The following is a 16,494-nucleotide window of genomic DNA, read 5'->3' on the forward strand; positions in this document are numbered from 1 at the left end:
AAGGAATCGGCCCTCTAATCTCTTCCTTCGTGGAATTTTCTGAGAAATTCGGATTTATCCCTACCACTTATCCGTTCCTTTCGATCCTTCTCTTCTAAATCCATCTCATAAAGAGTTCCTTTTTCCGAATGATAGATCCATTTTTTGTGTCCTTCAATGATTCCTAAATACGCATCCGAGTTCCAGGACTTCAATCTCAGATTCATTTCATAATCCTCGGAAAAAAAATTTCTTTTTGAATCGATACTCACACCAGGAAATTGAAACAAAGAAAGAAGGGAGTTCTTAAAATCTGCCGAATTTCCTGCAGGAAGAAGAAAAGGTTTCGAATTTTTCGTATAACGAATCAAAAACGGAACTTTAGTTTCCGAATTATAAATAGAAAAATTATGACCGAAAAAACCGTCTTCTCCGAAAGACTCTCCGTGATCCGAAGTGAGAATAAAAAGAACATCTCTCTTCCTCTCTGAAACAATACGATTCATCATTTTATCCACCAAGTGAATGTCGTATCTTAAGGCAGATAAAAACCTTTCGTAAGGATCTTTCTTATTTTTAGGGAGAAATGGGTTTGTTTCTGAAACAAAATAAGGACTGTGAGTATTCGAAAAACCGATCCATAAAAAAAGAGGCTGAGAAGAAGAAATCACCGATGAATCCAGAATCTCGAGCAAAGCCAAATCGTCTGTTCCCCAACTAAACTCAGTAAAACGATTTTGGAAGGTTTCCTGGATCTTCACCTGATCCGTATAAGTTTGAAAGTATTGTTTCGCAATTTCATCTATGTTCTCAAAAACGGAAGGCTGTGAAAAGAGAAACATCGTACGATACCCGTTCTTCTCGAATATCTTAGGTAAAGACTCTTCTTTTGGAAAAAGATCCAGTCTAGGTCTTGTGTCTCCAATCTGAATCATCCCGGTCAGTCCCGTAAAAATGCTTTTACTACTATGAGGAACGGGAATATAAAAATGTCGAACCTCTCCCACCGGTTGATTGGAATGAAACTCTTGCGAATCATTCCGATTCCAATCTTTGCTACCGACTCCTTCCAAAAAGAAAATGACTACGTCTGTCTCGGAAGAAAGTTTCTGAGCGGGAAAAGTATAGTTTCCGGAAATTGTTTCGGAAGATTCAGAAAAGGGAGCCTCTGATATTGTTTTTCTTTCAGGGATTTGTAAAGATGCCAAATAAGCGAAAAACAAAAATAAGGCGAAACTCGCATAAAGTAATGTAGCTCTTTTCTCGGATAACGACAGAAGAAAAACGGGGATAGAAGACAAAAAAACAAAATAAATTCCCAACTTCCACTGAGACATCAGAAAGAAGGCATCCTCCCTCAATTGAAAAAAGTTTTCCACAAGATAAAAAAGAAGAGAGAAACGTATCGAAATATTAAACTTTTGTTCATATAACACCCAAAGAAAGGAAAGAGAAAACAAAAGGAAACAAATGCTAGTGGAAACAAAATGGTTCCGTATCTTTTCTCTACAAAACAAACAAATGCCTACAAACAAAGAAAAAACGAATATTTTTTCCCAAGTCAAATAGACAAACCAATCCGAGGCTCCTAAAATCCAAATAGGCAGGGGAAAAAGAAAAATCAAAACGAGAAAAGATAAACTAACAAAAGAAATGTGATTGTATTTCATCTGACCTGGAAATTGATTTCTTGAATCTCTTTTCCATCCTCTTGTATGGAAAGAACGTGTTTACCTCGAACGATGGGAATCCTCGCTTCACCTGCCTGAGAAAGAGAAACCAAGTAAGATCGATTCAAATAAAGATTTGTTTTTCTTTTAGCAAAAGAATGGGAATAATTTTTCAATCGAACTGGAATTTGTTGATTTTCCTTAGAAAGATTAGGGTTATAAATAAATATTTGTCCATCCGAAGGAGTTAGGATCGAAACTGAATCAACCTCAGAGATGTCAGTTTCCAAGCCGTGTTTCAAACAAAATTCCTTAGGAAAACCGGAAGGCCTGATGTACAGGCTGACATGAGGGCAGACATCTTTGGCAAGTTTTCCAGTTTTTCTACAAATCCGAACGGCTTCCGTTACAGAAGGAACGTATGATTTATCCGATTCCTTAGCCATCAAATAGCGCATAACACTATGGAAAATTCTGCCCGCTCCCCAAGAGCCGGAAACTTCCATCGTTTTTTCACCTGAAAAATTACCTACCCAAGCACCTACCACATAACGTTTCGTATAACCGATGGTCCATGAATTGCGAAAATCCTTAGAAGTTCCCGTTTTTACGGAAACAGGAAAAGGAAAGTCCATAAAACTTCTATTCCCGAAAGCACGAGATCTAATCTTGGAATCCTTGAGTATAAAGGATATCTCTTCCGCAGTCTCTTTCGAAAACAACCTTTCGCTTTTTCCGTAAAAGATATCCTTTGATTGATTTTTCCCTAAAAAAACCTGAGGTAACTTTCCATCCAAAGGAAAAGACGCGTAGGCCCTTGTTAGCTGAAATAAACTGGCACCGCCAGTTCCCAAAGAAAGTCCCTGCCCGTAAAAATTCGGTTTTTCTTTGAGGTGATTCATTCCCGATCTTTTGAGAAAATCCAAAAATTCAGGAACACCTAATCTTTGTATTACTTCAACAGCAGGAATATTTCTGGAATTGGCCAAAGCTTCCGCAACCGTCATATCTCCCCAAAACTTCAGGTCCGCATTTCTAGGTGTATAGCTCCCTTCCCCTTTTTCCAAAATAAAGGTTTTGTTTTCGTCATTTAAAATCGAATTTACAGAGATTAACTTTTTCTCCATTGCGGAAGCATAAAGAAGAGGCTTTAAAGTGCTTCCCGCATCTCTATATGCCAAACTTCCGTTTACCTGACCGAATCCGTCTTCGAAAAAATTTCTGGAACCGATCATCCCGATCAAATCCACATAGCTGGAATCCTTTTCCGGAATTTCCAAAACCACAACGGAAGCGTTCGAAACATTATATTTTTTTAGACCGTCTAATTCAGATAATACGATATGATGGAGATGTCGGTTGACTTCGTTCGAGAATCGAGTCTCCAAAATTCCGTTCGTGTCGGGAAGTAAGGATTGAATCCAAAACTTAAAATGATGATTTTCTGATTTTAACTCTTCTTCTTTTTTTTTCTCCGGAGAAACAAACTCCAAAGAAGAAATCAAATAAGAGGTTTGCAAAGGAGTCTCTATATTCAATCTGCGGTTTAAATCCTCCACTCGTTTCACAAACATATCTATATTAGGTGAATTGGAACGAATCAAAACAACGAGAGCAATCCCTTCTTCCATCGATAAAAAACGAATATGTTTTTTAAAATATCTAAGACTTGCCGCAGGAAAGCCTTCGTAATTGGAACGAATCGTTACTGAATTCAGATATGCTTCTAAAATCTCTTTCTTAGAAAGCCAAAGCGTATAACGAATTGAAACTAGAATTTCTACAGACTTTCGAATCCATTTAGGAAGTTTTCTAATGCTGGAAGAATGGATTCTAACCAACTGTTGAGTGATAGTGGAACCTCCTCTGACTTTTTCTTTCCAGTGAAACAGAGAATACAAGGCCCCGCCCAAAGCAACCGGATCAAAACCTGGGTGAAAATAAAACCTTTTGTCTTCTGCAAGAATTACAGCCTGCAGTACATGTTCGGGATACTCATCTATACTCACCCAATCCCTGAGTGCACCTGCGGTATTGGAACGACTGCCTAAACTTTCCTTCTCTTTGGAAACAATCTTCAGAGAAGATTGCGATTTAAAATCATCGCTAGAAACGGGAATACATAAATAAACAGCTACAGCAAGAGAGATACCAAGTGGTATCCCCCATTTAGGCCGTAAAAGAAAAGAAAAAGACATTCTTTTTAGTCTACTTTCAATTTGGTGGTAGAAGTGTTAGCCTTTATACTCGGATGATACATCAGAAAAACTTCCGCAGCAGGACTCAAAGCTACTCCTTTTACAAGAGGACGTAAAAAATACTGAAATTCGGTTTTACCTTTATGGATGCGGTCTCTTGAAAACAAAACCCGATCGTCTCTGAATTCCTCGAATTCCCCATAACTCATCTGAAAGACAGATCCTCCTTCATCTTCATATTCCTCTCCCTCATAACTATCACTATGAGTGTTTTCGCCGGATCTTCTTGATTCGGTTAAAAAGGAAGTATTTACAACTTCTACAGTGCTGGGAATAGGATCGACAACCATCAGGAAAGGACGATCCTCATCCGAGTTCACTGCAATCTTTACAAGATAGGTTTTTCCTCTCTGCATCTGATCACCTGTCTCTTTAAGAATAGGATCGCCGTTTGCATTTCTTCCATCCACTCTGTAGATTTTTTTCTCCACATTGATTCCATTCGAACTCGCCTTGCGATCATCCTTTACAGGAGTATATCGTATGTTAGATGAAAAATAAAGCCTTCCTTCTGTACTTTTTCTCTGGAAAGAAAGATCGGTAGGTGTCGGTTGTTTTTTATCAAAAAGTCTATCTATGAAAAACTCTTCCTGTAATAGATTCGAAGAAGAACCGGAAAAGGATTCACTGATCAAATTCTTTTCTCCGAAATATACCTCTCCCTCAGTATCCGAACCGCCGACTTCATAACGATTGCGATACTCTCGTAAAGCGAATGCTAAATTTCCGGAGCTATGACTGTCCCTCCAGTATTCGGTAGATCTTTCTATCATGATATTTCGAATCAACTCGGGGATCTTTTTGTTTTCTGATTCTACTCGAATCATTAATTTTAAAAGTCCGGAAAGAACAGTCGCCTGACTATAGTAAGAATCCCAATAATTTTCCTTTTGGGATACGACTCGAACAGAATCTTTTTCCCAAATGATATTTTTTAAAAACAAATCATAATGCTTTTTAAAAATAGAATCTGAAGAGACCTGATTTATGTTATTTTTTTCCGCATACGCCAAAAGAAAAATCGATTGGGATTTAGGATTCAGACTCGAAAAATTATCGAACAAGGATTTTTGCAGACCGGTTACATCCTTTTTCTCCTTCGCCAATACGGAATAGATTAAACTCAATGTTTGCCAAGACTCCTGTTTGCTTTCATAAGGATTTTTAACATAGTTTTCTAAATATTTAACCGCTTCTTTCATGGCAGTCTCATTGGATCGAAAGCCTTTTTCCTTCCCCAATTGCATCGCCTGAGCCACATAAGCAGTCAAATAAGGATAACCGGAACGCCCCCACTTCTGTTTCCAAAGACTGAAACTTCCATCCGAATATTGAAACTCTGACATTTCATCTAAGAAGAGTTTTTCGATCTGATTAAAATCATAAGAGTCTTTTGTAGGAGGGAAATACTTGAATTCTTTCAGAAGTTCCCCTGCGCTGATAGTCACTAAATACGCAGAAGTTCTTTGTTCCATACAGAAATAAGGCTGAGATTGATAAAAATCAAAAGCATTCCTAATTCCCGTTAAAGCTGTCGCAGAAAGATTCACATTCAAACTCATCTTACCGGCCAGAACAGAATCGATGGAAGGAAATCGAATCTGCTGTTTATAAGAAGAATCCGTAAAACCAGTGATTCTTTCCGTAACAACAGGATCCAATTCCTTGATAGGGATTGTAACTCTCAATAGATCGGAAATATCTGCTTTTTTCAAATCGGGATAATCGGAATAAGAAACAGGTTCTGCCTTTACGTCGTATGTAGCCACCAATTCGGAGTCAGGTGAAGATTTTCCCGAAATTTTTAGATAATCTTCTTTGGTCAGTTTAAACTTCCGAACCACTTGTTTTGTCTGGCCTGCATTCAATTCCAATATTTCCGGTTTTTGGGAAGAAAGAAGGGAGGAAGAAATATCGACTTTGAACTTACCGTTTTTTTCAGTATTATTCGTTACGGAAACACCTAATTCTAATTCGTCTCCGATACGCACGAATCTAGAAGCTGTTTTCTGCAGAACCAAACTCTTTTTCACCCTGAATTCTTTGTTTTTTGCCGCATAGGTACCGTTATTTGAAGAAGCGACCATAACACGGAAAGTAGTTAGATTGTCAGGAAGAGTGAATTCGAGTTCAGCTTCTCCATCCGAATCTGCAATCACGCTCGGATTCCAATAAGCGGTGTGACGGAAATCTTTTCTAATTCCGCTTTCCGAATCGAAACCGAATCCTCCCCCTGCCTCTTCCCCATAATCTCCTCCGGGGCTATCACCTTTATTTTGATAGGCGTAATGTTTGATGATGAGTTCTCTTAGATCGAAAGTATCTACAATGTTCCGCCAAAGCTTATAAAAGACGGAAATTGGGTCTGTAAATTGATAACCTACTAAATCCAAAACCCCTCTGTCAGCAACAGAAACTACTAGTTCCGAGCGAGGAGTCGTTTTGATGAATATTTTCACTTTATCTCTAGGACTGTATTCATTTCTATCTGTTTTAACTTCCAAAGGAGCTATTTTACCGGAAGTATCCACCTTTAGAGTGATATAACCTGTTTTCGATCTAGGAGCACCTAAATCTTGTTCATTGAACTCTTTTTTGTCTTCTTCAGAAGCGTCTTTAGGGAGAGATTGTCTCCCGGTAAGAAGTAAAACGCTCACTTCCACATTAGGAAGATACTTCGCTTCGATAGGAATCTCTATCGGAAGGCTATTTCCTTTCATTTGATACGATTCGGAAAAATAAACGTTGTCTCTTTCGACTGTTACAATGGCGCGAGCATTCGTAAAAGGAGATTTGATGATAACTTTTGCCTTATCTCCGATGGAGTAAATTTGTTTGTCAGATTTCAATTCGATCGAATCGTCTCCCCTGAAATCCCAGGTATAATATGTTTCTTTTTGATAAGCATAAAAATCGATACGACTGTAGACTGAATCTTCATTGGTCACGATTAGAGTATAACTACCGGAATCTTTTACCTTATAGTCGAACCGAGCTTTACCGCCGGCAGTTGTTAGGTTCTTAGTATCGACGATTTTCTTTTCCAATTGATTGGATCTGAAAAAATACTTTCCGATCCCTTTGGATAAAACAGAGGTCCAATCATTATAAATGATATAGGCTTTTAAGTTCTTTCCAGACAGAGGCTTCCCTTCGGGGGAAACGGTCACTAATTCGAATTTGAAATTTTTTTCCATTCCTTGGTAACGGTCGTCACATTTGATGCCGACCAAAGAGTCGGAAGGATAATAATCAACAGCTTCCGTTTTCGTAACGGATTTACCGTCCACATCAAGCACGGAAGCCTCAAGTAACAGCCGATAAGGAGAATTGATGGAAATGGAACTTCCAGACGTAGAAAATTCCGTTGCCAAAGACTTCAAAGGAAGTTCGAAGGCCAATTCCCCTTTTTCATTTAAAACTGCTTCTTCACCAGTGATATATCCAGAGGAATCTTCGGAATAGTCGTCCTCATAGTCGTTGTAATACGAATACCCGCCGAAATGATATTGAGAAAAATCCGGAAAATAAATTCCCTTCGTTTTCTTCAATAGGGAATACTTTGCATTTGCATTCGCCATAGGAGCGCCGAACAAATACCTTCCTTCAATTTTTCCCTTCACAGGTTCGTTCATCAAAACCTTCTGTTTGAGTTCTACAGAAACCGCAAAATTAACAGGTCGAAATTCTTCCACCTGAAAGCTGTCATAAGAAATATAGTTTTCTATTTTCTCGGTAGGATAGACAGAAACACCGTAATGACCCAAAGGAGCATCCTTAGGAATCGTATAACTTAAATGAGCGCCTCCTTGAGAAGAAGTAACCGCCGTTTGGCTTAAAATATCCTTACCACGGGAATCTTTTAATTTAAAGGTGAGAGATCTGCCTCCATAAGGAAAAAAACTCCCATTTCTTTTTTCACCTGCAAAAGTTTTGATCTCTACCCTGTCTCCTGGACGATATAGCTTTCTATCGAAATAAAGTTTTGCATGAAGCGAATTTCCATCCGCATAATAATTGTAATGATAGAGTTTTGTCGCGCCTAAATATAGAAACGCCTTATCCGTCTCTCCTTGTTCTGCGATGATCAGGGATTTTCCCTGTACAATATTTGAGGCGGAAAGAGAACAGTAACCATTCACATCCGTTTCGCAGCTTCCTTTTTGAATTCCTGATTCGTAAAATCCGATTTTTACTTTTTCTACGGGAATCGCTTTGCTAAGAGTGTTCACCCAAACGTAAACTTTTTCCTGATCGGCCTTAGCGCTGATCCCCAAATTGGTAGATTGAAGGAAAATGTTTTCCGTTTTGAATTTTTCCTTTCCTTCTTCATCAATCACATTCGCACCTAACTCCAATGCGATCCAAGATTTTTTGCCCGCTGATCCGAAATAAGAATCCAAGTTCATTCCTTGATCTTGATTCGCATTGATCTTCTCTCCCGGTTTCCATGTTTTTGTTTTCCAAGAAATACCGGAAGTGTGGCGATTGTATTTTTCTCCCGCAGCCCCAACTGCCTGAATCAAAATCTGCGGGCTCACTTCCGCATAACGAACTTTAAACTCTTCTATGCTGGCAACGGATAAGGGAAGAACCTTATCCAATTCCGACTCAAACGTATTTTCACTATGGATAGAAAATCTCGGTTTGTAGGATAAAGATGGAATTTCAAAATGTACAGCCGCACTGTGCCTGCAATCCTCTTCGCTGTAAAACTTGGAAACCTCCACCTTATAGGCGACTCCGGGAAGAAGATTCCATTGGCTCAAAGAAAACCGATCCTCACTCCAATTGTATCCTGTCAAATCTCTATAGTATTTTGCCTCGGGAGTGAACTTAACCGAAGAAACAAAATCACTTGCAGGAGTTCGATGAGAAAGCCGGAAAGAATAGTCCCAAAGATCGTCCATATATTTGATTCCGTCCGTATCCAACTTCACTTCTACGGTGCAATCTTTGGGAAACAGAACTCTTGTGACTTTACGAAACACATTGCCGACGAGTCCGCAGGACTCAAAAAAGAAAAAGAATGTGAATAGAAGTAGAAAACGTTTTTGCAGCATGGCAGTCATCCTCGAAGGATTTTGAATATGCAAAGAATCGAATCCTGATGAAATAAATGCGATTATTTTACGGAAAATTCTTTCTATAAAAATTCGATTTGCTATTTTGCCGTTCGAAGGATCAGAATACATTCTACAGATTTATGAAATTCAGTTCCGCCTCAGCTTTTTTGCCCGGGTTTCTTCATTTCATAATTTGTTTTTTTTTCCTGGCACCTTTAAGCGCACAAGATGTCCCCTCTTCTTTCTTTTTGAGCCAGTCCTTAGGCAGGGAATATGCGGTAGGAACTTTCGAATATTTAGTAAACCCCTCCTACAATTGGAAATCCCTGGAAAAAATTCCTAACGAAGAATGGGTTTCTGTCGCCAGCGAATCTATGGACTTAGGATTTCAAACGCAGCCGATTTGGTTCCGTTTTTCCGTAGAAAACAAAGATCCCGAATTCAATATCTATGTCCTCAACTTTAGATCCTGCCAAATCAACAGAATCACCGCCAATAATGTTTCCCTGAAAAACGACGGGGATTTCCAAACAGCGGGAGACCTGGTCCCAAAGAAAGAACATCCGTTAGTTGGATGCCAGCCGTCCTTTCGATTCCCTTTGGCTCCTTACGAAAAAAAGATCATTTATGCAAAAATGGAAACGGATTCCTTGATCCAGTTCCCGATCCGCTTTTTTACTTTGGACGGGTATTATCTGAATCGTCTCCTTAGAAACCAAGTGCAGTGGAGCATATTGTTTTTGATTTCCATAGTGATTTTGTACGGGATGCTTCTGATTTATTTCACTCGAAAGATTTTTTATCTCTATGCGATTTTGGAAATATTCAGTTTGGGATTTTATTTCTGGGTGGGTTTCGGAAATTCTTACGAACTTCTCTGGCCAGAATCTCCTTATCTGCAAAACCAGCTTCTCAAATCTTCTCTTTGGGCGATTCTGATTTTCCAGCTTTTATTCCTTCGCAACTTTCCTTCCAACTCCCATTTTAAGGGAAGTTTCGGGAGGATCTTGAATTCGGCCTTAGCGTTATCTTACGTATGTTTGGTGGCATCCTTTTTCATAAAAGATTTTCAATGGAATCTCATTTTATATTTTTACGTTTCCCTGGCCGCCAATCTCCTGAACTTCGTCTGCGGTTTTTATCTCTATAAAAAAGGTTACAGCCGCATCTTCTATCTGCTTCTTTCCTGGACCTTGTTCTTTGTGTTCCATACGGTCCACTTCCTAAATCAGCTGGGTTATCTTCCTTTCGGACTTGTTTCCATCAACGGACTTTTGTTTTACATTCCTTTCCACTACGCCTTGTTATGGTTTGCCTGCCCGGATTATTTTTATATATCCGTAAATTCCGAAGTTTTGAATATCGGAAGGAAAGAAATTCCCATCGATTTGGATGCGATTCGAAAAGATCAGCCTAAACATTATAAAAAAACGAATCTAAAAGAAATCGATCAGGACGATCTGCTTCATAAACTCAAAGAGATTATGGAAGTGAGAAAACCTTACCTGGAAGAAGACTTTCGTTTGGAAGACTTGGCCTCTCTTTTAAAGATCGCACCGTTCCGATTGACCGAATTTTTCAGTACGGTTCTGAACACCAATTTCGTTTCCTATACCCATGAATGGCGGATCGAACACTGTAAGGCGGAAATCGCAAAGTTCCCCGAAAAAAACCTTCTGACAATCGCCTTCGAATCCGGCTTTTCTTCCAAATCGACCTTCCACGAAGCCTTCAAAAAGCAGACAAAAATGACCCCTGGGCAGTACAGAAAATCGGGAAAACGCCAATAAAATAGTCCGAATTTTAAAGCCAGGACGACCGAAAATGGAATTCGTGCGAGAATGAAATGGATGGAAAGGAAACTTTCACATCCTCACAAACACACCTTGCTAACGAGAACCTAGGTTCTCGTGGCATTTTTCCTATAGCCCGCCGAACCTTTCATCCTCCCAATTTCTTTCGGATGAAATATATTGACACAAATTTAAAAAACAGAGCCCATATTAGACTAGGCTTTCTTTGCACAGGGGCCGCAAAATATGACCCCTCCTCTGAAATACGATAACGATATCATCAGCAGCATACTCTATTCGTTGGAAGAAGTCGCCTATTCCGCCAGTTATCCTGAATATAAAATCACTTTTATGACTCCTTCCGTAGAGAAACTCACAGGTTACCCGGTAGAAAAATTTTTAGGGGATGCGGGACAATGGATCTCTCTGATTCATCCTGACGAAAAACTGGATTGGATCGATCAGGCAAAAAAAGACCTGAAAGAAAACAAACATCTGACGATCGAATACAGAATCGTAAAAGCGAACGGAGAGACCCGTTACATCCGAAGTAAAACAAAACTTATATTAGACGAATCAGGGACTCCCTTTCGAGTCGACGGAATCATTTCAGATATCACAGAACAAAAATTAGTCGAGTTGGCTCTCAAACAATCCAACGAAAGATACAATCTCGTTTTGGAAGGTTCCTCGGACGGATGGTGGGATTGGAATCTCGCGAAAAACGAATTGTTTTATTCTCCCAAATGGTGGAGGATGTTGGGATATCTTCCGAATGAATTGGAGCCGGAAGAACTGCTTTGGACCAGAATGGTTCATGAAGATGACAGGGAACATACGCTTCACATCTTCGAAAATGCACTTCAATCCCAAGTGGAAAGTTATGAAATAGAATGTCGCTTTCGTCACAAAAACGGTCATTATATTCCCGTTTTATCCAGAGGACATATTGTTCGGGACGAAAACGGAAAAGCGATTCGTGTCAGCGGTTCCAATATGGATCTAACGGAACGAAAAAAGATCGCGGAAAGCCTGATCGAAGCCAAAGAGATGGCGGAAGCTGCCAACGAAGCAAAAGGACTTTTTCTTGCGAATATGAGTCATGAGATCCGAACTCCTTTGAACGGAATCATCGGTTTCTCGGAACTCATGCTTCAATCCGGATTGAATGCCATCCAGCAAGAATACATCAAAAATGTTTATTTGTCCGGAAAAAATCTTTTGGAACTTGTGAATCAAGTGCTTGATTTCTCCAAAATCGAAGCAGACAAACTCGAATTAGAAGAGTTAGGCGTCGATCTGAGAAAAATCAGCAGTAATACGGTTGATATCGTCCGTTATACTGCGGAATCCAAACGACTAAAGCTGAGTTTGGAAATAGAAAATGAAGTCCCCCGATTCGTTAAATTAGATCCTTTACGAGTCAGGCAAGTTTTGATCAATCTGCTGAGCAATGCTCTTAAATTTACAAACGAAGGTTCGGTCATTCTATCCGTCGGCTTACAGCAGAAAGAAGATGCGAAACAACGAGCTCAGATCCGGTTTGCTGTGATCGATACGGGGATCGGAATTGGGGATGATGTACGTGCGAAACTCTTCGAATCCTTTTCCCAGGCGGATTCCTCCATCACTCGTAAATACGGAGGAACAGGGCTCGGCCTTGCCATCTCCAGCCGCCTTTTGGAAAAAATGAATTCTCATTTGCAGTTGAAGAGTGAACCGGGGAAAGGTTCCGAGTTTTATTTTATTTTGGATCTGCCTTTGGCGGAAAAGGACGAAGGTACCGCATCCGAACCGGCGTCTCCTCTGCCCGCACAAGAAAGATCCTCATCCGTTCCGGAAGAATCGGAAACAAGCCCTAAGAAAAAAATCCTTCTCGTGGAAGACAATGATGTGAACAGGTCCTTAGCCAGAACTCTTCTACAGAGGAAGTTTCCCGATTTCACGATCATCGACGCTATCGACGGAAAAGAAGCGATCGAAAAGTATCTGATTTGGAAGCCGGATCTCATCCTGATGGACATTCAAATGCCGATTAAAGACGGTTATACTGCCACAAGGGAAATCAGAGAAATGGAAAAGGAAATAGGAGAGCCGACTCCCATCATCGCTCTCACTGCGGGCACACTGAAAGGTGATAAAGAAAAAGCGATGGAATCGGGAATGAACGATTTTCTTACAAAACCGATTTCTCCCAAACAACTTTATTCCGTTGTGCAAACCTGGATGGGACTTCCTTCTTTATAAAATTTCATTTTTGCATCGTACAATCTTTGTAAATTCTTAGGAAAAAATCTAAAACCTGCCACAGGTTTGACGCAATCTCCGCAAAACGGAGTTCCTGCGCCGCCTAACCCATTCAAATTTATTATTTCCTTGACCTCCCCCGTCACAAAAATAAAATATCCGAACCATTTAGAAACGAGTTAGGCGTACCAACCTAACACAGAAAAGTACATAGTTCTTTTGTATTATTCTAATAATTTGAATTTTTCTTTCAGTCAAGGACGGACAAATGATTTCTCAGCAGCAAAGTTTCCAAAAATTCATTTTGGAATTGGAAAAAAAATGGATCCAGCTTATCTGCGTATTAGGTTTTACTTTAGTACCGATTTTCGGCGGTTTGGACTATTTTATCATTCCAAAAGAATACCTGGAAGATAACCTCTATTATTTTCTTACCTTAAGAGCGGTCGCAAGTCTCATCGTTTTAGGGCAATTTTTTCTTATCAAATATTCTCCTCCTCATCCTTTGAATGCCATCCACGCCTATGTGTTTACTTTCGTAGTAGGAGGATGCATCACTCTTATGACCACTCGTTTGGGAGGATTCGAATCTTCCTATTATGCGGGACTCAATTTGGTATTGATCGCAGTGAATTTGTTTCTTCCTTGGAACGCACTCAAAGGTGCGCTGAACAGTCTGATCATAGTCCTTCAATATCTCATCGTGAACTTGCTCTTGGATGCGGAATACCAAATCACATCCATCATCAATAATTTATATTTCATGTCGGGAACCATCATCATTTCCGTCACGATCGCTCATTTCAAATTCTCTCTTACCAAATCCGAATTCGAAAAAATGGATTTGATCAGCAATCTGAAATCACAACAAGACGGAGATTATTTTCTCACTTCCCTCGTCTTACAACCGCTCAGCTTAAACCTGGCAAAAAGCGACAACATCAATGTAGAATTCTATACGAATCAAAAAAAGAAATTCACTTTCAAAACATGGAATAGAGAGATCGGAGGAGATATCAGTGTTTCCAACGTCATCACTTTAAGAGGCAAACGTTATATCGTTTTAGTGAATGCGGATGCCATGGGAAAATCCATCCAAGGAGCGGGAGGAGCTATCGTATTCGGTGCCGTTTTCCACTCCATGATCCAAAGAACGAAGATGATGGAAACTCTCCAAGACCAATGCCCGGAACGCTGGCTGAAAAATTCACTCATCGAACTTCAAAAGGCATTCGAAAGTTTTGACGGTGCCATGATGATTTCCATGGTGATCTCTCTCATCGACGAGGAAATCGGCCTGATGTATTATATCAATGCGGAACATCCTTTCCCCGTTCTCTATCGAGACGGCAAAGCTTCCTTCCTGGATTCACAGCTCTATTTCCGAAAAGTAGGTATGTTGGAAGTCAACAGCAAACTCTTTGTGAGTTTATTTCAAATGGAACCGGGAGACGAGATCATACTCGGATCGGACGGAAGAGAAGATCTGATGGTTTTCGATCCTCATCTGAATGCCAAAGCTATGGTGGAAGATGTCGATTTTTTCCTGAAGATCGTGGAGAAAGGAGAAGGAAACATCAAAAAAATCGTCCAGGAATTGGAATCCACGGGAGACATCATAGACGATCTTTCTCTTTTGAAAATCACATTCAAAGGTCCCACTTCGCCAAGAGCGGTTTCTTTGGACGAATTGAAACAAATGGTTTCCGGTTCCATCAAAGAAGGAGGAAACATAAAAGCAATCGAATATGCAAAATCAGTTGTAGACTCTTATCCTTTGGAATCGAACTATCTGTATTTTTTGGCGAAGAATCTGAATAAAACGAAACAATACAAAGAATCCGTCGAATACGGAGAAAGGTTTCGTTACAGAAATCCCGCCCACATCAACAATTTGTTAGTCTTATCCGATTCTTACAGACGATTGGGAGAAAGGGAAAGATGCGAGTCTTTGTTAAACGACGTTTTTATGTCGGAACCTCAAAATCAAATTGCAATCAATCTACTAGGGAAATTGAAGAACCATAATGGAAAAAACCTCATCCAATCAAATTGACAAAGAAACGGAAAAACAACTTCCCAAAGAAGAGGTTTTTGTTCCGTCTTACGAATGTAAGTATAAAATAAACAGCTTAAACGGGAACAATTGCAATATAGAATGTGTTCTCGGAGACATATCCAAATACGGAACTAGAATTTCCCTGGAAACTCCTCTCCCCATAGACGAAAGAATAGGCTCCGTCTTGGAAATGAGCATTTCTACGGACGTATTGGAATACAATCGAAGCCTAAGCGGAGTGATCCGATGGGAGAAGAAAAAAGATACAGGATGGGAATACGGGATTCAATTCGACTCCCCCATTCACTTGGACTTATTCCGCACATTACACGATTCTCTCGTGGGAATCAAAAATAGAATCGATTCTCAAGAGCCTGTCGTTCCGCATAACGACACTTTATCTCTTGTGTTTCAAACCAAAGAAAAAATCAAGATGGTTCTCCCCTTATTGTCCGAACTGGAATCTGGCTTGAACGACTACGAATATGCGGTAGCTTACAATCTGAAAGAAGAGATTTACAAAGCCACTTATCAGCTTCTCAAACCCATTTACGAATTTTTGAAGAAAAAATCGAACGAACTCTATCACTCTCTTTCCGAAAAAGAGATCAAATATAACTTCGATTACATTCGTCACGAATTGAGAGAAATTTTATTTTTAGATCCCTTTATCAAAAGAGCGACCACAAAACCGTTAGGTTATGCGGGAGACTTCGAAATGATGGATTCCATTTACAGGGACAGTACGGAAGGAACCAACCTGTTGGGAAAAAGCATTCACAAATGCACTTTGAATCTCAAATCCGCACAAGCGGTCTTCCATAGACAAAACTTTTTTTACAGAAACATATTGGATCGTTTGAAAAAAACGAAATCCAGGCTTTATGTTCTCTCCATTGCCTGCGGCCCCGCCAGAGAAGTGGTCACTCTCATTCAAAACACGGACCCTTCCCTTCTCGATAAACTCACCATTTATCTTTTGGACCAGGACCCTCGTGCCATCACGGAAGCGAAACACGGGATTCGAATCGCTCTTTTGAAAACGAAAAAACAATTGGACTTCCATTGTTTGAATATCGAAATTTCCCGTTTTGCGACAAATCCAGGTAAGTTCGTCAAACACACCGAAATCGATTTGATCTATTCCGCCGGTCTTTTCGATTACATCAAAACAAGAACCGCACAAAAGATATGCAACCATCTTTATCCTCTCCTCAAACCCAAAGGAGAGATCTTCCTGGGAAATTTTTCCTCAGACTCGGACGAAATTGGAATTATGGAAGTGATGGATTGGAGCCTCATCTATCGAACCGATGAAGAGCTTGTCAGTTTTGCGGACACTCTGTCCGGCCCGAAACGAATCGACGTTGTCAGCGACGTTCTGCCTCAAAAATTCTTTCATCTTACGAAAGAATAGGCCGC

At 40.0% G+C, this 16,494-nt stretch carries 7 protein-coding genes; 4 read left to right on the plus strand and 3 right to left on the minus strand.

Translation table 11 applies throughout. The annotated features are described in order from the left end of the window. Positions 1–14: 14 nt before the first annotated feature. From EHS15_RS17195 to EHS15_RS17205, 3 genes are read right to left on the minus strand one after another with little or no spacing between them, the layout of a single operon-like run. The gene (locus EHS15_RS17195) at positions 15–1,649 is read right to left on the minus strand and encodes a sulfatase-like hydrolase/transferase (protein WP_135761828.1); all 1,635 of its coding nucleotides are present in this window, start codon (positions 1,647–1,649) and stop codon (positions 15–17) included. Then, positions 1,646–3,847 (minus strand): transglycosylase domain-containing protein, encoded by a 2,202-nt coding sequence (locus tag EHS15_RS17200; protein ID WP_135761829.1) that lies wholly within the window; start codon positions 3,845–3,847, stop codon positions 1,646–1,648. The genes EHS15_RS17195 and EHS15_RS17200 overlap by 4 nt, the downstream gene beginning before the upstream one ends. A gap of 5 nt (positions 3,848–3,852) precedes the next feature. Next, positions 3,853–8,970: an alpha-2-macroglobulin family protein gene (locus tag EHS15_RS17205; protein WP_135761830.1), complete on the minus strand. Its 5,118-nt coding sequence runs from the start codon at positions 8,968–8,970 to the stop codon at positions 3,853–3,855. Positions 8,971–9,113: 143 nt separating this feature from the next. On the opposite strand from EHS15_RS17205, the gene EHS15_RS17210 reads away from it, so the two are divergent. From EHS15_RS17210 to EHS15_RS17225, 4 genes are all read left to right on the plus strand, one after another. Further along, entirely contained in the window at positions 9,114–10,763 is a 1,650-nt protein-coding gene (locus EHS15_RS17210; RefSeq protein WP_135761831.1) for a helix-turn-helix domain-containing protein, read from the plus strand. Between the two features lie 249 nt (positions 10,764–11,012). Further along, positions 11,013–13,013: a PAS domain-containing protein gene (locus tag EHS15_RS17215; protein WP_135761832.1), complete on the plus strand. Its 2,001-nt coding sequence runs from the start codon at positions 11,013–11,015 to the stop codon at positions 13,011–13,013. Between the two features lie 268 nt (positions 13,014–13,281). Next, positions 13,282–15,069 (plus strand): PP2C family protein-serine/threonine phosphatase, encoded by a 1,788-nt coding sequence (locus tag EHS15_RS17220; protein WP_135761833.1) that lies wholly within the window; start codon positions 13,282–13,284, stop codon positions 15,067–15,069. Beyond that, complete coding sequence (locus tag EHS15_RS17225; protein WP_135761834.1) at positions 15,041–16,489, plus strand: PilZ domain-containing protein; 1,449 nt, start codon at positions 15,041–15,043, stop codon at positions 16,487–16,489. Before EHS15_RS17220 ends, EHS15_RS17225 begins: the two co-directional genes overlap by 29 nt. Positions 16,490–16,494 lie beyond the last annotated feature (5 nt).

The sequence above is a fragment of the Leptospira idonii genome (assembly GCF_004770995.1).
GTDB classification, from domain to species: domain Bacteria; phylum Spirochaetota; class Leptospiria; order Leptospirales; family Leptospiraceae; genus Leptospira_A; species Leptospira_A idonii.

Excerpts from the sequence above, each read along its gene's own strand:
- EHS15_RS17195 (WP_135761828.1), bottom strand. The coding sequence starts at position 1,649 with ATGAAATACAATCACATTTCTTTTGTTAGTTTATCTTTTCTCGTTTTG.
- EHS15_RS17200 (WP_135761829.1), bottom strand. The coding sequence starts at position 3,847 with ATGTCTTTTTCTTTTCTTTTACGGCCTAAATGGGGGATACCACTTGGT.
- EHS15_RS17205 (WP_135761830.1), bottom strand. The coding sequence starts at position 8,970 with ATGCTGCAAAAACGTTTTCTACTTCTATTCACATTCTTTTTCTTTTTT.
- EHS15_RS17210 (WP_135761831.1), top strand. The coding sequence starts at position 9,114 with ATGAAATTCAGTTCCGCCTCAGCTTTTTTGCCCGGGTTTCTTCATTTC.
- EHS15_RS17215 (WP_135761832.1), top strand. The coding sequence starts at position 11,013 with ATGACCCCTCCTCTGAAATACGATAACGATATCATCAGCAGCATACTC.
- EHS15_RS17220 (WP_135761833.1), top strand. The coding sequence starts at position 13,282 with ATGATTTCTCAGCAGCAAAGTTTCCAAAAATTCATTTTGGAATTGGAA.
- EHS15_RS17225 (WP_135761834.1), top strand. The coding sequence starts at position 15,041 with ATGGAAAAAACCTCATCCAATCAAATTGACAAAGAAACGGAAAAACAA.